The sequence below is a fragment of the Candidatus Thiothrix putei genome, from assembly GCA_029972225.1.
GTDB lineage: Bacteria > Pseudomonadota > Gammaproteobacteria > Thiotrichales > Thiotrichaceae > Thiothrix > Thiothrix putei.
The window spans coordinates 84,341-105,577 of the sequence record CP124756.1; the positions used below are offsets into that span (position 1 = coordinate 84,341).

Genomic DNA, 21,237 nt, shown 5'->3' on the forward strand with positions numbered 1-21,237 from the left:
CGATTCTGGAAGGCGCATCGCCAGATGACGCTGCCGCACTGAAAGCCGCCCTGTTACGCTGGCAAAAATACGAAGCCAGAATGCCCGTCAGCCCCGATGATGAATTAGTCGATGACTGGCGCTCGGCGGTTTACCCTTACAAAAATCGTCTGTCACGCAAGGCTTACGAAAAACAAAAATACCACCTGCAAGTCGAATTACTCAAACTGCAAGCATGGGTACGCGAAACCGGGCAACGGGTGGTAATTCTGTTTGAAGGCCGCGATGCTGCCGGTAAGGGCGGAACCATCAAACGGTTCATGGAACACCTCAATCCACGGGGTGCTCGGGTGGTGGCACTGGAAAAACCCACTGAAATGGAACGCGGGCAATGGTATTTCCAGCGTTATATCCAACATTTACCGTCTGCCGGTGAAATCGTGTTGATGGATCGCTCTTGGTACAACCGTGCCGGTGTTGAACGTGTTATGGGCTTTTGTAATGAAGCGGAATACCTTGCGTTCATGCGTCAAGCCCCAGAATTGGAACGCCATTTGGTTAACAGTGGGGTTCACTTGATTAAATTCTGGTTCTCCGTCAGCCGCAAAGAGCAGCGCCGTCGCTTTAAAGAGCGTGAAATTCACCCGCTCAAACAGTGGAAACTTAGCCCGATTGACTTAGCCTCCCTCGAAAAATGGGATGAATACAGCAAGGCGAAGGAAGCGATGTTCTTCCACACTGACACGTCCGAATGCCCGTGGATCATTATCAAATCAGACTGTAAAAAGCGGGCGCGTCTCAACGCCATGCGTTATGTGCTGAACAAAATGGACTACAAAGGCAAAGATGTACGCAACATCAACCAAGCTGACCCGCTGATCGTTGGGCGAGCCAGCTTTGGCGGCAACAACAGCTAAACACGGGCGTTAGTCATTGACTCTTCCCACTTTGTTTAGGTGAGGTGGGATGAGGTGTTTAAGAACTGTCCCGAAATAACCTCCCTCTTTTCTGCTAACTCAACAGTCATAAGTTCTCCCCATTCCCCCAAGCAGCACGAAATCCCTTAGAGTAGGCGTTACCAGCGACCTATTATCCAAGGGACATCATGCTAGTTGATTTGTACCAGAGCCTTCACCACTTTAAAAGTGAATTTTCGCGCCAGCGAGCATGGCTATTGTTTTGCGCCATCATCCTGAGCTTTTTAGCGGCGACCGAGATGAGCGGGGTCACGTCGATGTGCCGTTACTGGTTATCGGATGAACGGGGCTACCATCGGTTGCTCCATTTTTTTCGTGCCGGGTCTTACCATCCTGAGCGGTTACGGGCGAGCTGGCAGCGGTGGGTGTTGTCCCATGCGCCGCTGGTTGAGGTGGCGGGGCGTTTGGTGGTGCTGGGCGACCATACCCATGTGGTTAAGGATGGTGGGCGGATGCCGGGGGTCGTTTCCTTGCGGGAAACCTCGGAAACCCAAAGCAAACCGGACTATTTCCGGGGGCAGTGTTGGGGAGCCGTGGGGTTGTTGGTGGGGAGCCTGTCCGCCTGTTTCTGCCTGCCGCTGAGTTTGCAAATCCATCAGGGGTTTCGGCATTTGGGGGAAGAGGATGCTAACGACCCGACACTCAAACTGGGGACACGGGTGGTGCAGATGGCGTTGTCGTTTGCGCAGGTGAATGACCGCCCGGTGTGGCTGGTGCTGGATGCGTTCTTTGCCACGGCTTCGGTGTTCCGGCTGGCACGCTCGGTTTGGTCGGTGGCGTTACAACAACCACTGGTGCAGGTCATCACCCGCGCTAAAAAGAACTATGTGGCCTACTTCCCTGCGCCACCCAAACCGCCGGGAAGGCGTGGGCGGCAACGCCAGTACGGGATGAAGCTGGTGTTGTGGGAAGCCTTTGACCATGCTGATTTTTTCCGTGAAGTGACCCTGTGCATTTATGGCAAGGAGGAGTCGGTACGCCTGATGTCCCATACCCTGTGGTGGAAACCGTTAGGGCAGCCGCTGCAATTTGTCTGGGCAGTCACTTCCCGTGGCCCCATCCTGCTGATGTGTTCGGATTTGGTGCTGGACGCGGAAACCATCCTCACCCTGTACTGCCGACGCACCCGGATTGAAACCTTGTTTGATGCCCTGAAAAATACCATGGGCGCATTCCGCTTCCACTTCTGGAGCCGTTACCTGCCGCGCCATTCCCGGCGACCTACCGCCAATCGGCATCTCAAAGCCCCCCAAGCACAGCACCTCCCCACGGTGGTGGCCTGCTGGCAGGCAATGGAAACCTTTGTGTTGTGTGCCTGCATCGCCACCGGTTTGCTACAACTGTTTTCCCTCAAGTACCATGAGGGGCTTTGGAAGCAGCAGGTCTTGTATTTGCGCACCCGTTCCCGTGAATTGCCTTCCGAGAACACCGTGCGACAGATTTTAGCACCACTACTGGCACGGCAATTACTGCGCTCTCCCCCCAAAGCCTTCTGGTGGCGAATTAACGCGGCCGTCAACGGCGATGAGGACGATGATAGGCAAACATGAACCGCTAACAGCGGGAAAATACCCATAATCAAGGTGTTAAAACAGCAGTTCAGTAAGGCTGCTGCCTAACATCATGCTTGGTTTTGGGGGAATGTCACGACTGTTGAGTAATGGCAACCAACCCACCAACCCACCAACCCACCAACCCACCAACCCACCAACCCACCAACCCACCAACCCACCAACCCACCAACCCACCAACCCACCAACCCACCAACCCACCAACCCACCAACCCACCAACCCACCAACCCACCAACCCACCAACCCACCAACCCACCAACCCACCAACCCACCAACCCACCAACCCACCAACCCACCAACCCACCAACCCACCAACCCACCAACCCACCAACCCACCAACCCACCAACCCACCAACCCACCAACCCACCAACCCACCAACCCACCAACCCACCAACCCACCAACCCACCAACCCACCAACCCACCAACCCACCAACCCACCAACCCACCAACCCACCAACCCACCAACCCACCAACCCACCAACCCACCAACCCACCAACCCACCAACCCACCAACCCACCAACCCACCAACCCACCAACCCACCAACCCACCAACCCACCAACCCACCAACCCACCAACCCACCAACCCACCAACCCACCAACCCACCAACCCACCAACCCACCAACCCACCAACCCACCAACCCACCAACCCACCAACCCACCAACCCACCAACCCACCAACCCACCAACCTACCAACCTACCAACCTATACCAGTCCGTGCCATAAAATAGTTTTTTTTGATCAAGGAAATATGGTTAGATGACTGGTAACAAAAGCAGCCATGAGTAATGTATGACATTAAAAATCACTTTCACTGAGGATGAGATAGCGGAGCTGTTCTACTGGAAGGAGCGCCATCCTCATCCCAGAGTCCGTAAGAAAATGTCCGTGCTGTACCTGAAATCCCAACAGTTGACGCATAAGGAAATCAAACGATTGGAAAGGATTACAGAAGCCACGCTGCTTGCCTACCTAAACGCCTACCTACAACCTAACGGTTTAGAAGCTCTTAAAGAAATACGATTCAATAAACCACAGAGTGATTTGATGGCATATAAAGACAAGATTGAAGCCTATTTTCGTGAATATCCCCCCGCAACCAGCAAGGCGGCAGCCGCTAAGATTGAGGAGCTGACAGGCATCAAACGCAGTGAGGACAGGGTACGTGTCTTTATGAAGAAAATAGGGATGAATATCCATAAAGTGGGGATGATACCCGCCAAAGCTGATGTAGAAGCACAAGAAAAGTTCCTGGAAAATGAACTAAAACCGCGCATTCAGGAGGCTAAGGAGGGCAAACGCGCCTTTTTTTGTCGATGCCGCCCACTTCGTGTTAGCACCGTTTCTGGGGTTTTTGTGGTCATTTTCCCGCGTATTCATCAAAGCCCCCTGTGGTCGACAACGCTACAACGTATTGGGCGCACTCAATGCGATAACGCTACAACTCATCACGATCACTAACGACTCCTATATCAACGCTAACAGCGTGTGTGAATTATTGGAAAAAATTGCAGCGTTAGCACTCAAAATACCGATCACTTTGGTCTTGGATAATGCCAAGTATCAACGCTGTGAAGCCGTGTTTGCCTGTGCGAAAAGGCTCAATATTGAACTATTATTTTTACCGACCTATTCACCCAACCTCAATCTGATTGAACGGTTGTGGAAGTTCGTCAAGAAAAAATGCTTGTACTCGAAATACTATGATAAGTTTCCCGCTTTCAAGGCGGCCATCACCAACTGTCTCGACAAGCTGGATACCGATCACAAGAAAGAACTGACCCAGTTGATGACAACAAATTTTCAAACCTTTAAAAATGTTCAGGTCTTGACGCTGTAAGGTATACCAACCTACCAACCTACCAACCCACCAACCCACCAACCAACCAACCAACCAACCAACCAACCAACCAACCAACCAACCAACCAACCAACCAACCAACCAACCAACCAACCAACCAACCAACCAACCAACCAACCAACCAACCTACCAACCTACCAACCTACCAACCTACCAACCTACCAACCTACCAACCAACTTAGTCTTAGTGCGTGGAAACAAAATCCCTGCCCACACTGTGGCTCTTTGGTTTGGGTGATTACCCACCGTTCTTGGTGGCAAAAATTGTTGAAACCCGACCAAACCTTGTGTTTCTGCCGTACCTGTCGCCAACAATTTTGGCGCAAAGGTTTGTAGATTTTACCATTATGGGCAATATGGCGATGTTAATAGCTTGAATTTTATACATTGGGGGGGGGGTAAACTGCGCAACTCTTAACCGATAATCAAAATACGGGGCGGTTTTTTTCACACCGACACTCAGACTTGAAAGGCGCGTACTCCCCTGTTCGTGCCTTTCTTTTTTATGCGCCAGCGCCGTTCTTATCTTGCTCCCTTGGCAGTCCATCAGCAGGCAACCGACCCGGAACAGCAGAAGACCAAAAGTGATGCAAATGGCAATAAATACCCAATGGGGTGGCTCGTTACGGCTTTCCTGCACCATAAGGTCAATCATGCCCATCCCTGCAAACAGGAACGGCGGAAGCCAACGCACAGTAGCGAAGTACCAAGTAATATCTGGGTGAGTCATGGTTATCAATTAGGCAGAATTATTGTAAGTATTTGGTTTTCAGAAGCGGGGCAGATTTTGGCACAAACCATTCCGGGAAACAATGCGATTATTTTTTATTCAGTTGCGATTCATGCAAATTAACAATAATGGCGGTCTTTTCAGGACTAACCCAACCGCTAGGGGAAGTAAGCAACCAGCCAGCGGAGCAAGCGTTACCCGCTGGACTGGCACACGGCTCTTAGTGAAAGCCCCGCCGGGCTTGCACACCGGGCATTATCCCGGTTTCTGCCCAGCTTGCAGCCGTTCAAACGCCGCCAATGCCGCTTGGCAATGGTGAATTCAAGTAATAAGTGCATAACCCACCAACTTTTCGGCCTCTATGCCGGATAGTTCTCGGAACACCTCGTAAGGTGTCTTGAATCCCAGACACTTCCTTGGTCTGTTGTTGAGTTTATGTACAGCCTCCAGTACCTGTCGGGTGGTCACGTCCAATAGCCCCATTGCCTTGGGGAAGTATTGGCGTAACAGCCCATTGGCGTTCTCATTTTGCCCACGCTCCCACGAATGGTAGGGCTTGGCGAAATATACTTTGCCCGTGAATAGCTGTTGAATAATGAGAAGCCCTCAAGCAAAGTACGGCTGTTATTGGCAACCGGTCGTCCTTTCCATGATCCAGATAGACTTCAGCGAATCCGATCAAACCGCCTTGAATGAGGGGCGTTACCGCCATGCCCACCCTCGCGTCCGCCAACGGATGGAAGTGTTGTGGCTAAAAAGCCAGGGAATGGCGCATGGGGACATTGAACGGCTGGCACAGGTGAGTTCAACGACGGTCACCCGTTATTTGAAACGTTACCAACAAGGTGGGATCGCTGCCTTGGAACAACTGGATTTCCGTCGCCCAACCCGCCGGTTGGAACCTTTCCGTGAGCCCCTGAAGAAACATTTTGAGAAGCATCCACCGACCCGGATCAGTCAGGCGATCGCTGATATACAGCGCTTAACCGGCCTTGAACTCAAGCGGGAAGCCGTGCGGCTATTCCTGCATGACTTGGGTTTGTCCGTCAGGAAGGTGGGGATGATACCGGCGAAAGCCGACCCTGCTGCCCAGGAGACTTTTAAAAAAAGAGCTGGAGCCGCGTCTTGAGGAGGCCAAGGCCGGAAAACGCGCCGTTTTCTTTGTCGACGCCGCCCATTTTGTCCTGGCCCCGTTTCTGGGGTTCCTGTGGTGTTTCACCCGGCTGTTCATCCGCGCCCCTGCCGGACGCCAGCGCTACAATGTCCTCGGTGCGTTGAATGCAGTCACCCATGAACTGGTCACCGTGACCAATGACAGTTACATCAACTCCCAAAGTGTTTGTCAGTTGCTTCGGCAAATCAAGGCATTGGCCCTGGATGTCCCGGTGACCTTGGTGATGGACAATGCCCGTTACCAGCGCTGTAGCCTGGTACAAACATTCGCCCAAACACTCGGGATCGAACTGTTGTTCCTACCCGCTTATTCCCCCAACCTGAACCTGATTGAGCGCCTGTGGAAGTTTGTGAAGAAGGAATGCCTGTATTCACGTTACCATGAAAACTTTACCGCGTTTGCGCAGGCCATTGATGCCTGTTTGGCACAAACCCACACTACGCATAAAAAAGCCTTGGACTCCTTGCTGACTCTCAACTTTCAGACCTTTGAGGAATCTGCAATTATGGGCGGTTGAAGTATACGTTTCGCACCCAAGGGCTTGGGCAACTTGCTCATGTTTGGCAAACTCTTTGCCGTTGTCGAAGGTGAGCGTGTGCACCCAATCCTTGAAGCTGTCCAGCAAGGTGATAATGCTGCTGGTCACGGCTTCTGCGGTCTTGTTTGCCACTGGAAAAGCTAGGCGTAGCTTGGATTTGCGTTCATCCAGTGTCACCAGTGCGCCTTGGTGTCCCTTGCCGATCATGGTGTCGGCTTCCCAGTCACCGAGCCGTTCACGCTGATTGGCGACTTCCGGGCGTTCCTCAATGTCCACCCGGTTGGGGATGCCTTTGACGCTGCCCGTTTTACTGCCGTAACGCTGGCGGTATTTCTTCGTATGGCGGCGCAGGTTCAGGTACAGCTTGCCGCCCGCACGCTTGTCCCTGAGTACATGCTGGTAGATGGCTTCATGGCAAATAGTCGTTTTGCCTTCCGCTTTCAGTCGACCGCTGATCTGCTCAGGACTCCATTGCTGTTCCAGCAGCGTATCAATGCTGACCGTCAGTTCCGGGGTCAACTTGACCGCTTTGGGCTTGTCCGCATGGCGTTGTTGCGCTTTGGCGTGCGCTTGCTTGTGCCGATAGCCGCGTTGACCTCGGTTGCGGGTCAGTTCACGACTGATCGTCGATTGACTGCGCCCCAAGGTTAACGCGATTGTTGCCGTCGATTCCTTCATCTTGTGCCGGGTTTCGATATACCAGTCCGTGCCATAAAATAGTTTTTTTGATCAGGGAAATATGGTTAGATGACTGGTAACAAAAGCAGCCATGAGTAATGTATGACATTAAAAATCACTTTCACTGAGGATGAGATAGCGGAGCTGTTCTACTGGAAGGAGCGCCATCCTCATCCCAGAGTCCGTAAGAAAATGTCCGTGCTGTACCTGAAATCCCAACAGTTGACGCATAAGGAAATCAAACGATTGGAAAGGATTACAGAAGCCACGCTGCTTGCCTACCTAAACGCCTACCTACAACCTAACGGTTTAGAAGCTCTTAAAGAACTCAACAGTCGTGACATTCCCCCAAAACCAAGCATGATGTTAGGCAGCAGCCTTACTGAACTGCTGTTTTAACACCTTGATTATGGGTATTTTCCCGCTGTTAGCGGTTCATGTTTGCCTATCATCGTCCTCATCGCCGTTGACGGCCGCGTTAATTCGCCACCAGAAGGCTTTGGGGGGAGAGCGCAGTAATTGCCGTGCCAGTAGTGGTGCTAAAATCTGTCGCACGGTGTTCTCGGAAGGCAATTCACGGGAACGGGTGCGCAAATACAAGACCTGCTGCTTCCAAAGCCCCTCATGGTACTTGAGGGAAAACAGTTGTAGCAAACCGGTGGCGATGCAGGCACACAACACAAAGGTTTCCATTGCCTGCCAGCAGGCCACCACCGTGGGGAGGTGCTGTGCTTGGGGGGCTTTGAGATGCCGATTGGCGGTAGGTCGCCGGGAATGGCGCGGCAGGTAACGGCTCCAGAAGTGGAAGCGGAATGCGCCCATGGTATTTTTCAGGGCATCAAACAAGGTTTCAATCCGGGTGCGTCGGCAGTACAGGGTGAGGATGGTTTCCGCGTCCAGCACCAAATCCGAACACATCAGCAGGATGGGGCCACGGGAAGTGACTGCCCAGACAAATTGCAGCGGCTGCCCTAACGGTTTCCACCACAGGGTATGGGACATCAGGCGTACCGACTCCTCCTTGCCATAAATGCACAGGGTCACTTCACGGAAAAAATCAGCATGGTCAAAGGCTTCCCACAACACCAGCTTCATCCCGTACTGGCGTTGCCGCCCACGCCTTCCCGGCGGTTTGGGTGGCGCAGGGAAGTAGGCCACATAGTTCTTTTTAGCGCGGGTGATGACCTGCACCAGTGGTTGTTGTAACGCCACCGACCAAACCGAGCGTGCCAGCCGGAACACCGAAGCCGTGGCAAAGAACGCATCCAGCACCAGCCACACCGGGCGGTCATTCACCTGCGCAAACGACAACGCCATCTGCACCACCCGTGTCCCCAGTTTGAGTGTCGGGTCGTTAGCATCCTCTTCCCCCAAATACCGAAACCCCTGATGGATTTGCAAACTCAGCGGCAGGCAGAAACAGGCGGACAGGCTCCCCACCAACAACCCCACGGCTCCCCAACACTGCCCCCGGAAATAGTCCGGTTTGCTTTGGGTTTCCGAGGTTTCCCGCAAGGAAACGACCCCCGGCATCCGCCCACCATCCTTAACCACATGGGTATGGTCGCCCAGCACCACCAAACGCCCCGCCACCTCAACCAGCGGCGCATGGGACAACACCCACCGCTGCCAGCTCGCCCGTAACCGCTCAGGATGGTAAGACCCGGCACGAAAAAAATGGAGCAACCGATGGTAGCCCCGTTCATCCGATAACCAGTAACGGCACATCGACGTGACCCCGCTCATCTCGGTCGCCGCTAAAAAGCTTCAGGATGATGGCGCAAAACAATAGCCATGCTCGCTGGCGCGAAAATTCACTTTTAAAGTGGTGAAGGCTCTGGTATAGATCAACTAGCATGATGTCCCTTGGATAATAGGTCGCTGGTAACGCCTACTCTAAGGGATTTCGTGCTGCTTGGGGGAATGGGGAGAACTTATGACTGTTGAGGTCGTTATCAATGTGGAGAAATAGCGCACTATCTACTAGATTATTGGGGTGATTGACGGTTTTCTTGAACCTGTTTTGAGAGGTAAGTCCGGTTGCTTTGGCACAATCACCTACGGCGAGTTACGCCGGATGTAAAGTCTGTGGAGAGGTCGTGAGACCTAGGGGAGCAAGCGGTCGCCTCATCAGCGTAAAGCCCCCCACTGTGGGAGTTTTAATGGCAATAACCAAGCCGTTCCTCTGGGCAGCCTCGATGAAGCAGAAATCTGACAATAAATCTATCATGAGTAGGTTTGTATAGGTTCAGAATAACGGCGCAGATACCTGCTAAACATTGCAGCAACCCCGTTCCGCCCCACGATTGAAATCGACCATAAACGCATCACGCTAGTGGTGCGGGCTGACACAGACCAGGCAGAACGCGCAAGGATTATGCACGAATGGCACAAATCCTTGCTGCACGATTTCATCCGCCAACTGCTGCGAAAATGGGAACCCAAATTAGGCGTTACCGTGCAGGCGTATTTCCTGCAACGCATGAAAACCAAGTGGGGAAGCTGCAACCACAAGGCAGGGAACATCCGCCTTAATACGGAACTGGTGAAAAAACCCAAGGATTTGGTGGAATACGTAGTGGTGCATGAAATGGTTCATCTGCTGGAGCCGACCCACAATGACCGTTTCATTGCGCTTCTCAGCGAACATTACCCGCAGTGGCGCGAGGCGCGGAGCGAACTGAACGCATTGCCCTTGGCGTCATTCCCACTTAATCCTCTAACTCAAAATGAAAGCACACATGAACTCACCCACTAACCAACCACCCCGAAAGCAAAACAACAACCCACTGCACGGCCTGACATTACAAACCATCCTCACCGAACTCGTGGACTATTTCGGCTGGGAAGGCTTAGCCGAGCGCATTCCGGTGCGTTGTTTTGCCAGTGACCCCAGCATGGCTTCCAGCTTGAAATTCCTGCGCAAAACCCCGTGGGCGCGAGAAAAAGTCGAAGGGTTGTACGGCTTTATGTTACGGGAAAAACGGCGCGAATCATGATCCTGCTAAACCTCACCCTCCGCAGTTTGTGGAACCGCCGCGCCAGTTTGCTGCTCACGCTGTTTTCCATCGCCATTAGCGTCGCGCTCTTGCTGGGCGTGGAATACATCCGCAAGGAAGCCAAAAGCAGTTTCCTCAGCACCATTTCCGGCACGGATTTGGTGGTCGGCGCACGCAGTGGCCCGGTGCAGTTACTGCTCTACAGTGTGTTCCGCATCGGCAATGCCACCAACAATATCAGTTGGCAATCCTACCAAGACATTGCCAGCAAACCACTGGTGGACTGGACAATTCCCATCAGCCTCGGTGATTCGCACAAGGGCTATCGGGTGTTGGGCACGAATCAGGATTATTTTCGTTATTACCGCCACGGCGATAAACGCTTGCTGGAATTTGCTGAAGGCAAGCCGTTTGCAGGCGTGTTTGATGCCGTGTTGGGCGCAGAAGTGGCGCGTAAACTCAGCTACCAACTCCACGATAAAATTGTGATTGCGCACGGTGCGGCGGCAACTAGCTTTACCTTGCACGATGACAAGCCGTTTCAAGTAGTGGGAATTCTTAAGCCCACTGGCACACCGATTGACCGCACCGTGCATGTCTCGCTGGAAGGCATTGAAGCCATCCACATCGACTGGGTAGGCGGTGCAAAAATCCCCGGCTACCAAATCAGTGCCGACGAAGCCTTGCAGAAAAACCTGCAACCTAAAGTGATTACCGCGTTTATGGTGGGGCTGAAAAACCGCGCCGCCGCGTTTCGGGTACAGCGTGAAATCAATGACTACAAGCGCGAACCCTTGCTGGCAACCGTCCCCGGCGTAGCGTTGGCAGAATTGTGGCAAGCCATTGGCATGTTTGAAAACGTGCTGCGGATTATCACCGGCTTTGTGGTCATCGCGGGCTTGCTGGGCATGTTAACCACACTGCTTTCCACCCTGAACGAGCGGCGGCGCGAAATGGCAATTTTACGGGCAGTAGGCGCACACCCGCGTCAGGTGTTCTTGCTGTTTGTGCTGGAAGCGGGGGTGTTGGCGGTATTGGGTTGCCTGTTAGGGGCAGGGCTAGTGTTCATAGGGCTGTTGGCGGCACGTCCGTGGGTGATGGCGGAATACGGGTTTTATCTGAGTACGTGGATTCCTGATATGAATGACGGCTTGTTGCTTGCAGTAGTGGCTGTGCTTGCGCTACTGTTCAGCCTGATTCCGGGAGCGATTGCGTATCAGCGGTCGTTGCAAGATGGTTTGACCGTAAGAGTTTAAGATGAAGACAACAATTCTGCCTGCACTGGTACTTGCCAGTCTATTAGTCGCCTGTGGTGAAGAAAAGCCAGCCGTTGAAACCAGTACTAACACCAGTACACCGCCTGCGACCACCTCAGCCGAAACAAGCTCTGCTGCTGATGCGTTAACTGCCATACAAGCCGAATTGCCCGTCGATGCGCCTGCTGTCGGTACACCTATCCAAGAAATAGCGAAAACAACAGATGGCACACCTAAGCAAGACGGTGAATTCACTGAAATTGAGTGGGAAGACCTCGAATTACCGGGGCAGGGGCTGGAGCAAATCATCAAAAAATACCAGCCACAAATTGATGCCATCCCCGAAGGCGACCCAGCAGAAGACGCAGTGATGGAAAAAATGCAATCTGAACTTAATGCTGCCCCAGTCAACCCAGCGCTTAATGGTAAAAAAGTCAAAATTCCTGGCTTCATCTCCCCCCTGGAAGTCGATGAAGACAAGGGCATGGTAAAAGAATTCCTACTCGTCCCGTACTTTGGGGCGTGTATCCACGTCCCACCACCACCGCTCAACCAAACCTTATTGATCAAGCCATTAGAGGGCAAAAGTATCGGTATGGAACGCATGTATGAACCTGTCTGGGTTTCCGGCACGATTGTGACCGAACAAGTCCACACCGACCTTGCTGAAGCAGGCTATCAAATCAAGGATGCTTCTGTAGAAATCTACCAGGACGACGAATCCCAACAGCGGCAGGATTAACCGTTAGCATGTGGCACAATGCGTTGTAACGCCAAGCGCCACAACAGCCAGTACAACAAGATACCCGTTGCATCTGCCACAAAATCTGCAACGGAAAACGATCGCCATGGCGTAAAGGCTTGCGCAATTTCAATGAAAGCCCCGTAGCTAAGGAGTATAGGTACTTGCCAGCGCCAGAAACTGCGGGTGGTTGCCAAATCGAGCAATAGCGCAAACCCAAATAGCGCACCGGCGTGCAGCAACTTGTCGGCGTGGGGTAAACCTTCTCCACTACCGGGCAGTAATGCAGCAACAATGCCAAGTAATGCCAAGGCAACGAACAAAAACTTCATTAAGAGTCGGGTTTGTGGTTGGTTCAGGGTGAATCGTGAGAGGATGGCTTGCATGGATATACCTGCTAGTGTTTTTAATGAAGACTGGCTTATCGTTGCCGGTTTTCTGTTGTTTATCTTGTTGGGGCATTCAATACGCTATGCCAACTGGGCATACGTGCGTGAACACATGCATGTTTACCTAGGTGCTATTCTATTTGCAAGTATTATATGGCTATTAAGAGCAGGTATTGGTAGCACCCTAAACTTTCATTTACTGGGCATGACCGTCATCACCTTAATGTTCGGCTGGCGGTTAGCGCTGCTTGCTGCCACCGTCATTGTCAGTATTGCATTGTGGCGCGTAGAAGCGGGTTTACTGGCAATTCCGCTGAATACCTTGGTCATGGGCGGCATTCCCATCTTAATTACTGTTCAGCTACTCCGCTGGAGTCAGCAGCATTTGCCTACCAATGTCTTCATTTTTGTATTCGTGAACGGATTCCTTGCCGCGATTGTCAGCAGCGTGGCGGTTGTTCTCACTGGCAGTTGGTTACTGTGGTGGACAGATACCTTTAGCGCACATTACCTGCAAACCTATTACTTGCCCTTTATTCCACTCTTAATCTCTAACGTTCCCTGAAGGCATCATCAACGGGATGCTAGTCGCGATTGCAGTGGTGTATGCACCGCAATGCATTCCGGTGTTTGATGATGCGCGTTACCTACGCAAATACGAGGATGATAAGCCGCATTAACTGCTGACTACGCGGCTAATTTCAGCGTGTAAGCGCTCCACCGTGGCATAGCCTTCTGCAATGGCTTCACCAGCACGGTGAAATTCCAATAAACCGATGTGTTCTAGTTGAGGCATCAGCAAAATTTCGGGGGGGTCGCCAGCCATCCGGCTGCGGGTGATCTTATCTTGCATGATATTGATGGAAGCGGCGAGTGCATCCATCAATCCCGGCATCGTTTCTTTCGGTTTACTGCTAGTATCAGGCAATAATGCTGCTGAATAGCCGCGTAATGACGCCGCTAAGGTATCCACCAGTGTTTCTGCCTTAGACGCATTGCCATTGCCCGTTTTGCTGAGGGCTGGCTCAGGTGTTTTCTTTTGAGTATGGTGCGCGTAACGGCGGGCAACGTTACCATTTAAATTCACCGCAATGACAACCTCTGCACCCAAGGCTCGACACAAGGAAACGGGTACTGGATTGACTAAACCACCGTCTACCAACCATTGCTTAGCCTGCCGATAAGGGGTAAACAAACCGGGCAGGGCAATGGAGGCAAACACCGCCTCTAAGACCGTACCTTGGGTAAACCAAACTTCGCGCCCATTTTCTAAGTTGGTAGCAACACTCGCAAATTTTCGGGGCAATTGTTCAATCTGTAAGTGCTCGTCACACACATGCTCTTGAAAAAACTGTTGCAGTTTGTCGCGGTTAACAAAACCATTTAACGACGGGTTCAACTCGAAAAAACGCATGAGTTCCAGGCGATTTAATGCCAGTACGCCCGTTTCCAGTGCATCCAAGTGTCCCGCAACATAAGCAGCCCCAACAATCGAACCCACCGAACAACCGCAGACAATATCAGGGTGAATTCCTCGCTCAGCTAAGGCTCGCAATACGCCAATATGCGCCCAACCACGCGAGGAACCGCTACCCAACGCAATGCCAATCCGGGGAGTGTGCGACATAGTTAATCCATTGCAATCACAATCAAGTTACTGGTATCCGTCAATACAGTGAAGGCACGGCGACGCTCCTGACCCTCCAGTTTTGCTACGGCTTCATAATGACCAGGTGCAACCTCTAGATTAGCAGAATGACGTCTAGGTGTTGCAACGGTTTGCTTACCTCCATCAAGCCGGTATACCGTCCAGCTCATCGGGCGTAATGCCGGACCATTATCCAAGGTAGCAACCAAGGTGACTTTACCTGAAGGTATCTGAATATTGGCATCACTGAGCTTACCAGCATTCACCTGGAGACGTTGCGAATGTTGTATGCCGTTCCCACGAGTAGCGACGACCTCGTACTCACCTGAGGCTAATAACACATTGAGTTCACGGGTATCACTACTTTGACTCACCATTTTTCCAGCAGACTCTCCATTTTGAGCAATAATTTTCCAATCTGCATTTAAGCTACTATTAACCCGCACACGTCCCACTTGAGCACTAAAGGGAACACTACTGGTGTGCTCAGCCAGTACTGTTATTGTTTGTTGAGTGGTATACGTGCCAATAGCCAGATTTACTGCGTATTGCCCAGCAGGTAAGGCCAGCAGCGGCGCATAACCGACATAACGTTGTTCGATACCCGTCTCTTGAGAGCGGATCCTCCACTCAACCTCTCCAGCCGTAATCATCAATTCAGGGGGGAGCTTCACTGACAAAGCCAAATTATAAGCCTGATGCGCCGATGCTGTTGCCCCTAAACCAAAACCTAACACCAGTAAGATGAGCAGCAGATACGTTTGTAGAAAAGCCTTATTTTTATTAGCGAACATGAAAGAGTTACCGCGTTCTGACAGAATGTTTCATGAAACGCGATCACCGTTTAGAGCACAATGTTTAGCAGATAGGCACGAACATTTTTACGCTTGGCGGATACAAGAGATCAAAGTAGATTATTTTTTAATCAAGTCTTGATTGAACGGCGGTAAAGATGTGTTACTAATGGTCTCGAAGGGAATTTTCACCCGTACCTGTAGGGAGGGGATTAATGCTTCCAACGTTGCTAACCATTGCATCTTTTCCAAGGTACACACCGGCAGAATCAGCTTTCCTTGAAACCGCTCTGGGCTAATGGCGTGCAAATCCGCATATTGATAGCCCATGAACATATTGACCCCTTCAACGGTCAAACGCAGGCTTTGCACCTCAGGTAAACCACTGGTTTCTACTTGCACCAGCAGCTCTTCCATTAAGGGAATACTGTTGGGGTTGATGCTAACACGCAGGCTGCGGCCTTGTGAATCACTGGCAACACAGGGAGCCTGATGCAAATCACAAGGTAGCTGTAGGCTTAATTCAACAATGGGTAAGACCGCATCCTTGCGTGAATCTAGCCATAACTTACCTGCGATTGTCAGCGCAAATACTGACAGCATAATCAGTAAGTAACGTATCATCACCGAAACTCTGCTACGACAGGGGTATGGTCGGAAGACTTTTCCCAAGTACGCGGCTCACGATCAATCACACAGGAGAGGCAAGCATCGGCTAAGGGTTGGCTGGCAAGAATCAAATCAATCCGCAAACCGTGATTGCGCCGAAACCCGCCAGCACGGTAATCCCACCAGCTAAAGCTTTTGTCTGGTTGCTCAAACTGACGAAAAGTATCACGTAAACCTAATGCCTGAATCGCTTGCAATGCGGCGCGTTCAGCAGGAGAACAGAGGATAGCATCCCCCCAAGCCACAGGGTCATGTACATCACGGTCTTCGGGCGCGATGTTAAAATCACCCAGTACCACGAGTTTGGGGTAAAGTGCCGCCTGTTGACGTAACCACGTCGTCACTTTCGCCAGCCAATCAAGCTTGTAAGCGTATTTATCCGACCCAACTTCCGAGCCGTTCACCACGTATAAATTCACTACCCGTACACCATCAATCGTCGCTGCCAGAATGCGGCGCTGTGGGTCATCTAAACCGGGAATATCGGTAATGATTTCCGAAGCAGGGGACTTGCTAAGGATTGCCACTCCGTTATACGTTTTCTGCCCGGCAAACGCGGCGACGTAGCCCGCCGCTTGCAGTTCGACCAATGGAAATTGCTCATCCACTGTTTTGGTTTCTTGAATCGCCAGCACATCCGGCTGAGCTGCTGCCAGCCATTGCAAAACGTGAGGCAAGCGTACCCGCAATGAATTGACGTTCCACGTGGCTATTTTCATGCAATTAAACCACTGTGACGCAGCAATGCATCCACTGACGGCTTGCGTCCACGGAAGGCGACAAATGATTCCATGGCTTTGCGCGAACCACCGACTTGCAGCACCTCTTTCAGGAAAGACTCACCCACACCCGCATCAAACAAGCCTTCCTCCTCAAAACGAGCAAACGCATCTGCTGACAATACTTCCGCCCACTTATAGCTGTAATAGCCTGCTGCATACCCCCCCGCAAACACATGCGTAAAGCTGTTCGGCATCCGGTTGAACGCAGGAGGCTTGATTACCGCCACCTGTTCCAGCACCTCACGACGAATCGCTTCCACCTTGCCGGGTTCGGCTGCTTGTGGGTCAAGATGCAGCTTCATGTCAAACAGCGCAAATTCCAGTTGGCGCACGGTAGCCATCGCGGTTTGAAAGTGACGTGCTGCCTGCATTTTCTGAAACAAACTTTCCGGCAAGGGTTCACCTGTTTCCCAATGTGCCGCGATCATATCCAATACACTGCGCTCCCAACACCAGTTTTCCATGAACTGACTTGGCAGTTCGACCGCATCCCATTCCACGCCGTTAATGCCCGCAACGTCGGGGTAATCAACTTGCGTCAGCATGTGGTGTAAACCGTGTCCAAATTCGTGGAACAGCGTCACCACTTCATCGTGAGTAAACAGAGCAGGCTTGTCACCGACAGGTGCGTTGCTATTACAGGTCATGAACGCCACCGGAATTTGCAAGCCATCGGCACGGCGGAAACGCCCGCAGAAATCGCTCATCCATGCCCCCCCGCGCTTGTGCTGACGGGCATATAAATCGAGGTAGAAACATGCCTGTACCGTATCGGTACGGTCGTATACCAAATAAAAACGCACGTCGTTATGCCACAAATCAATGTGACCGGATTGCTGCTCGATGCGTACCCCAAAGAGTTTCTCTACCAAGGTAAACAAACCGCTGATCACACGGTCAGCAGGGAAGTAGGGTTTCAGATCTTCTTCGCTGAAGTCGAAACGCGCCTGTTTCATTTTTTCACTGACATAACCCACATCCCACGCTTGTACATCCGCCAGTCCCAACTGTTCACGTGCAAAGGTTTGAATATCGGCAAATTCAGCCTCCGCAAACGGCTTGGCTTTATGTGCAAGGTCTTCAAGGAAGTCCAGCACTTGCTGCGGGCTTTCCGCCATCTTCGTAGCGAGAGAGAGTTCTGCGAAATTGGCGTAACCCAATAATGCGGCTTCTTCCTGACGCAAACGCAGGATGTCACGCATCACGTGCGAATTATCCCACTCCAGATTCGCTCCGAGTTCGGAGGCTCGGGTGGTGTATGCCCGATACACGTCCGCCCGCAATCCACGATTGTCAGCATAAGTCATCACCGGAAAGTAGGAAGGGAATTGTAGGGTAATTACCCAACCTTCCATATCACGCTGCTTAGCGGTTTGTGCCGCCATTTCCAACGCGGATTCGGGCAAACCCGCGAGTTCGTTCACATCCAGAACCTGCTTTGTCCATGCATTGGTTGCATCCAATACATTGTCGGAAAAGCGTGAAGTCAGTTGCGACAACGCTTGGCTGATTTCACGGAACCGCTCTTTTTGTGCCTCTGGCAACGCTACACCGGATAAAGTAAAACCTAACAAACTGTCATCTAAGCTCTTCTGTTGCGCTGCATCCAACCCTGTTTCGTTCGCACGAATCGACTGCATGGCTTGATACAACTTGGTGTTCTGTCCAAGCTCGGTATGGTAATCACTCAAGCGAGAAAGGTTGTCGTTGTAAGCTTTCCGCAGTGCATCGGTATTTACCACCGCGTTCATGTGGCTGACAGGCGACCACATACGCTCCAAACGATTGCCCGCTTCGTTCATGGGGGCAACCAAATTGTTCCACGTGAAACGGGTTTCACTATCTAAGGTTTGATCTAACCACGCACGGTTGTCTTGCAACACCACATCCAACGCGGGGGTAATGTGTTCCGGTTTGATCAGAGAAAACAGTGGTAACTTATCGTTATTCAGTAATGGATTTTCTTGTTTCACGTGAAACCTCATACGTCCAGATTTGAAACAGACAACGCATTCTTTTCGATGAAATCACGACGCGGTTCAACCTCATCACCCATCAACGTGGTAAACACCTCATCGGCAGCAATTGCGTCTTCAACACGCACTTGCATCAAGCGGCGGCTTTCTGGGTTAAGGGTAGTGTCCCACAATTGTTCGGGGTTCATTTCACCCAAACCTTTGTAACGGCTGATCTGCAAACCACGGTTTGCTTCCTTCATCAACCATTCCACCACTTGGTCGAAACGCTGTGCTTCCTGCTTACGTTCACCCCGCATCACCACCGCACCGTCACCAAGCAAGCCATCCATTTCGCGGTTGGTTTTGATGAGCAATTTGGTTTCAGGCATCAGGAAAAAATCGCGATCCAGTGTAATCCGATGGTCTAAACCGTGCTGGCGGCGATTCACATCCAATGTCCATGCACTATCGTCAATTTTGTGTAATACCGAGGAATAGGTGCGGGCACCATTATCCCCGGCATTTAAGGTGGCAACCGCGTTGCTGACCCAAGCCGCAAACGCTTCAGCCGTGACGCTACTCGCTTCCTCGGTGGAAGGCAGGCTTTCAAACAACAAAGCTTCCAACAGATTACGGTCGTAACGGCGTGACAAACGGGCAATCACTTGCTTGGCAGCATTGTACTGGCGCACTAACGTTTCCAAGGCTTCGCCACTGATGGCAGGGGAGTGTGCATCCAAGTGCAGGTTAGAACCATCCAAAGCTAATTGCAGCAAGTAACGTTCCATCTCACTATCATCTTTGATGTATTGCTCTTGTTTGCCACGTTTGGCTTTGTACAACGGCGGTTGTGCAATGTAGATATAGCCGCGTTCCACCAACTCCGGCAATTGCCGATAAAAGAACGTCAGTAACAAAGTACGGATGTGTGATCCGTCCACGTCCGCATCCGTCATAATAATAATGCGGTGATAACGCAATTTGTCGATATTGTATTCTTCACGCCCAATCCCGCAACCTAAGGCAATGATCAATGTGCCGACCTCTTGGGAACTGATCATCTTGTCAAAACGGGCGCGTTCCACATTGAGAATTTTACCTTTGAGCGGCAGGATAGCTTGGGTGCGGCGGTCACGCCCTTGCTTGGCAGACCCACCTGCGGAGTCCCCTTCCACCAAGAACAATTCGGAGAGGGCAGGGTCTTTTTCTTGGCAGTCCGCCAATTTCCCCGGCAAACCGGCAATGTCTAAGGCTCCCTTACGGCGGGTCATTTCACGCGCTTTACGGGCTGCTTCACGTGCCCGCGCCGCTTCGATCATCTTGCCTGCAATCAATTTGGCTTCAGTGGGGCTTTCCAGCAAAAACTCGGTCAGACGCTCATTCATAGCCGCCTCAACAATGCCTTTGACTTCAGACGACACCAACTTGTCTTTGGTTTGTGAGGAAAATTTCGGGTCCGGCACTTTGACGGACAATACAGCAGTCAAACCTTCGCGGGCATCATCACCGTTAGGACTCACTTTCTCTTTTTTGGCTAATCCAGCACTCTCAATATAGCTGTTCAGGGTGCGGGTGAGGGCAGCGCGGAAGCCGGACAAGTGCGAACCACCATCGCGCTGCGGGATATTGTTGGTGTAGCAGAAAATGTTTTCCTGATACGAATCGTTCCACTGCAAGGCGACTTCCACACCCACGTCATCGCGTTCGGTGGTGAAGTAAATAATATTATTGTGGATCGGTGCTTTGTTGCGGTTCAAGTGGGCAACAAAGGCTTTAATCCCACCTTCGTATTCAAAAATGTCTTCACGGCCTTCCCCGCGACGATCGATCAAGTGGATGCGAACCCCAGAGTTTAAAAAGGATAGTTCGCGCAAGCGTTTCGCTAAAATGTCGTAATGGAATTCGGTCAGTGCGAAAATCTCGGCGCTCGGCCAGAAACGCACAGATGTCCCTGTACCTTCGGTATCACCAATAATCGCCAGTGGCGCAACCGGATCACCCAGCTTATACATCTGCTGATACAACTTACCGTTGCGGCGAATCGTTAATTCCAGATTGGAGGAAAGGGCATTCACTACCGAGATACCCACACCGTGCAAACCGCCCGACACTTTGTAAGAGTTATCATCAAACTTACCGCCTGCATGTAACACGGTCATAATGACTTCAGCAGCAGAACGACCTTCCTCTTCGTGTAAATCAACAGGAATACCACGCCCATCATCCGAGACTTTCACCGAGCCATCACTGAACAATTCCACTTTGACTTCTTTACAGTAACCCGCGAGGGCTTCATCGATGGAGTTATCCACGACCTCAAATACCATGTGGTGCAAACCCGTGCCATCATCGGTGTCGCCGATGTACATGCCGGGGCGTTTGCGCACCGCTTCCAAACCTTTAAGTACTTTAATATTCGAGGAATCGTAGGTTGGTGGTACAGGTGTTGGTTCAGTCATATCGTTTCCATTATTTACTGCTGTGATTC

The 21,237-nt window shown here is 51.6% G+C and carries 21 protein-coding genes and 4 pseudogenes; 12 read left to right on the top strand and 13 right to left on the bottom strand.

What is annotated here, in order from left to right:
• Nucleotides 1–80 precede the first annotated feature (80 nt).
• Both ppk2 and QJT81_00400 read left to right on the top strand, forming a co-directional pair.
• Complete coding sequence (gene ppk2, locus QJT81_00395) at nucleotides 81–896, top strand: polyphosphate kinase 2 (protein WGZ96527.1); 816 nt, start codon at nucleotides 81–83, stop codon at nucleotides 894–896.
• Nucleotides 897–1,084: 188 nt separating this feature from the next.
• Nucleotides 1,085–2,506, top strand: a complete 1,422-nt coding sequence (locus tag QJT81_00400) for a transposase (protein ID WGZ94483.1) — start codon at nucleotides 1,085–1,087, stop codon at nucleotides 2,504–2,506.
• A 36-nt stretch (nucleotides 2,507–2,542) separates the two neighbouring features.
• Here QJT81_00400 and QJT81_00405 read toward each other — a convergent pair whose 3' ends face one another.
• Nucleotides 2,543–3,208, bottom strand: a complete 666-nt coding sequence (locus QJT81_00405) for a hypothetical protein (protein WGZ94484.1) — start codon at nucleotides 3,206–3,208, stop codon at nucleotides 2,543–2,545.
• A 115-nt stretch (nucleotides 3,209–3,323) separates the two neighbouring features.
• Between QJT81_00405 and QJT81_00410 the strand changes: the two are divergent.
• Nucleotides 3,324–4,371, top strand: a pseudogene (locus QJT81_00410) (IS630 family transposase).
• Nucleotides 4,372–4,390: 19 nt separating this feature from the next.
• Here the strand turns inward: QJT81_00410 and QJT81_00415 are convergent.
• The gene (locus QJT81_00415; protein ID WGZ94485.1) at nucleotides 4,391–4,525 is read right to left on the bottom strand and encodes a hypothetical protein; all 135 of its coding nucleotides are present in this window, start codon (nucleotides 4,523–4,525) and stop codon (nucleotides 4,391–4,393) included.
• A gap of 357 nt (nucleotides 4,526–4,882) precedes the next feature.
• On the opposite strand from QJT81_00415, the gene QJT81_00420 reads away from it, so the two are divergent.
• Both QJT81_00420 and QJT81_00425 read left to right on the top strand, forming a co-directional pair.
• Nucleotides 4,883–5,245 (top strand): hypothetical protein, encoded by a 363-nt coding sequence (locus QJT81_00420; GenBank protein ID WGZ94486.1) that lies wholly within the window; start codon nucleotides 4,883–4,885, stop codon nucleotides 5,243–5,245.
• Nucleotides 5,235–5,441: a hypothetical protein gene (locus QJT81_00425; GenBank protein ID WGZ94487.1), complete on the top strand. Its 207-nt coding sequence runs from the start codon at nucleotides 5,235–5,237 to the stop codon at nucleotides 5,439–5,441. The genes QJT81_00420 and QJT81_00425 overlap by 11 nt, the downstream gene beginning before the upstream one ends.
• A 2-nt stretch (nucleotides 5,442–5,443) precedes the next feature.
• Here the strand turns inward: QJT81_00425 and QJT81_00430 are convergent.
• Nucleotides 5,444–5,692, bottom strand: a pseudogene (locus QJT81_00430) (hypothetical protein).
• A gap of 79 nt (nucleotides 5,693–5,771) precedes the next feature.
• Here QJT81_00430 and QJT81_00435 point away from each other — a divergent pair.
• Nucleotides 5,772–6,813 (top strand): annotated as a pseudogene (locus tag QJT81_00435) (IS630 family transposase).
• A gap of 48 nt (nucleotides 6,814–6,861) precedes the next feature.
• Here the strand turns inward: QJT81_00435 and QJT81_00440 are convergent.
• Nucleotides 6,862–7,512, bottom strand: a pseudogene (locus QJT81_00440) (IS30 family transposase).
• 102 nt (nucleotides 7,513–7,614) lie between these two features.
• Here QJT81_00440 and QJT81_00445 point away from each other — a divergent pair.
• On the top strand, nucleotides 7,615–7,911 hold the full coding sequence (locus QJT81_00445) for a hypothetical protein (GenBank protein WGZ94488.1): 297 nt from the start codon (nucleotides 7,615–7,617) through the stop codon (nucleotides 7,909–7,911).
• A 36-nt stretch (nucleotides 7,912–7,947) separates the two neighbouring features.
• Here the strand turns inward: QJT81_00445 and QJT81_00450 are convergent, their stop codons facing one another.
• The gene (locus tag QJT81_00450) at nucleotides 7,948–9,258 is read right to left on the bottom strand and encodes a transposase (GenBank protein ID WGZ94489.1); all 1,311 of its coding nucleotides are present in this window, start codon (nucleotides 9,256–9,258) and stop codon (nucleotides 7,948–7,950) included.
• Nucleotides 9,215–9,370: a hypothetical protein gene (locus tag QJT81_00455; protein ID WGZ94490.1), complete on the bottom strand. Its 156-nt coding sequence runs from the start codon at nucleotides 9,368–9,370 to the stop codon at nucleotides 9,215–9,217. The genes QJT81_00450 and QJT81_00455 overlap by 44 nt, the downstream gene beginning before the upstream one ends.
• 453 nt (nucleotides 9,371–9,823) lie before the next feature.
• Here QJT81_00455 and QJT81_00460 point away from each other — a divergent pair, with 453 nt between their 5' ends.
• From QJT81_00460 to QJT81_00475, 4 genes are read left to right on the top strand one after another with little or no spacing between them, the layout of a single operon-like run.
• Nucleotides 9,824–10,270 carry a SprT-like domain-containing protein gene (locus QJT81_00460; GenBank protein ID WGZ96528.1) on the top strand — a complete coding sequence of 149 codons (447 nt, stop codon included), beginning with the start codon at nucleotides 9,824–9,826 and terminating at the stop codon, nucleotides 10,268–10,270.
• Nucleotides 10,254–10,511: a VF530 family protein gene (locus QJT81_00465; GenBank protein ID WGZ94491.1), complete on the top strand. Its 258-nt coding sequence runs from the start codon at nucleotides 10,254–10,256 to the stop codon at nucleotides 10,509–10,511. Before QJT81_00460 ends, QJT81_00465 begins: the two co-directional genes overlap by 17 nt.
• Nucleotides 10,508–11,767 carry an ABC transporter permease gene (locus QJT81_00470; protein ID WGZ94492.1) on the top strand — a complete coding sequence of 420 codons (1,260 nt, stop codon included), beginning with the start codon at nucleotides 10,508–10,510 and terminating at the stop codon, nucleotides 11,765–11,767. The genes QJT81_00465 and QJT81_00470 overlap by 4 nt, the downstream gene beginning before the upstream one ends.
• A 1-nt stretch (nucleotide 11,768) precedes the next feature.
• A complete protein-coding gene (locus QJT81_00475) occupies nucleotides 11,769–12,509 on the top strand; it encodes a DUF3299 domain-containing protein (GenBank protein ID WGZ94493.1) in 741 nt (246 codons plus the stop codon).
• Here the strand turns inward: QJT81_00475 and QJT81_00480 are convergent.
• Nucleotides 12,506–12,895: a VanZ family protein gene (locus QJT81_00480; protein WGZ94494.1), complete on the bottom strand. Its 390-nt coding sequence runs from the start codon at nucleotides 12,893–12,895 to the stop codon at nucleotides 12,506–12,508. The two genes, QJT81_00475 and QJT81_00480, sit on opposite strands and share 4 nt — an antisense overlap.
• Between QJT81_00480 and QJT81_00485 the strand changes: the two genes are divergently transcribed.
• Nucleotides 12,894–13,463, top strand: a complete 570-nt coding sequence (locus tag QJT81_00485; GenBank protein WGZ94495.1) for an energy-coupling factor ABC transporter permease — start codon at nucleotides 12,894–12,896, stop codon at nucleotides 13,461–13,463. The genes QJT81_00480 and QJT81_00485 overlap by 2 nt on opposite strands.
• A 111-nt stretch (nucleotides 13,464–13,574) precedes the next feature.
• On the opposite strand, the gene QJT81_00490 is transcribed toward QJT81_00485, so the two are convergent.
• The 6 genes from QJT81_00490 to gyrB all read right to left on the bottom strand — a co-directional run bounded on the left by QJT81_00490 (nucleotide 13,575) and on the right by gyrB (nucleotide 21,208).
• The gene (locus tag QJT81_00490; GenBank protein ID WGZ94496.1) at nucleotides 13,575–14,525 is read right to left on the bottom strand and encodes a patatin-like phospholipase family protein; all 951 of its coding nucleotides are present in this window, start codon (nucleotides 14,523–14,525) and stop codon (nucleotides 13,575–13,577) included.
• Nucleotides 14,526–14,527: 2 nt separating this feature from the next.
• Entirely contained in the window at nucleotides 14,528–15,340 is an 813-nt protein-coding gene (locus QJT81_00495; protein ID WGZ94497.1) for a hypothetical protein, read from the bottom strand.
• 120 nt (nucleotides 15,341–15,460) lie between these two features.
• Nucleotides 15,461–15,964, bottom strand: coding sequence for a hypothetical protein (locus QJT81_00500; protein ID WGZ94498.1), 504 nt, complete (start codon nucleotides 15,962–15,964; stop codon nucleotides 15,461–15,463).
• Nucleotides 15,964–16,728 carry an exodeoxyribonuclease III gene (xth, locus tag QJT81_00505; protein ID WGZ94499.1) on the bottom strand — a complete coding sequence of 255 codons (765 nt, stop codon included), beginning with the start codon at nucleotides 16,726–16,728 and terminating at the stop codon, nucleotides 15,964–15,966. The genes QJT81_00500 and xth overlap by 1 nt, the downstream gene beginning before the upstream one ends.
• Nucleotides 16,725–18,764 carry a M3 family metallopeptidase gene (locus QJT81_00510; protein WGZ94500.1) on the bottom strand — a complete coding sequence of 680 codons (2,040 nt, stop codon included), beginning with the start codon at nucleotides 18,762–18,764 and terminating at the stop codon, nucleotides 16,725–16,727. Before QJT81_00510 ends, xth begins: the two co-directional genes overlap by 4 nt.
• 8 nt (nucleotides 18,765–18,772) lie before the next feature.
• A complete protein-coding gene (gyrB, locus tag QJT81_00515; GenBank protein WGZ94501.1) occupies nucleotides 18,773–21,208 on the bottom strand; it encodes a DNA topoisomerase (ATP-hydrolyzing) subunit B in 2,436 nt (811 codons plus the stop codon).
• Nucleotides 21,209–21,237: the final 29 nt, after the last annotated feature.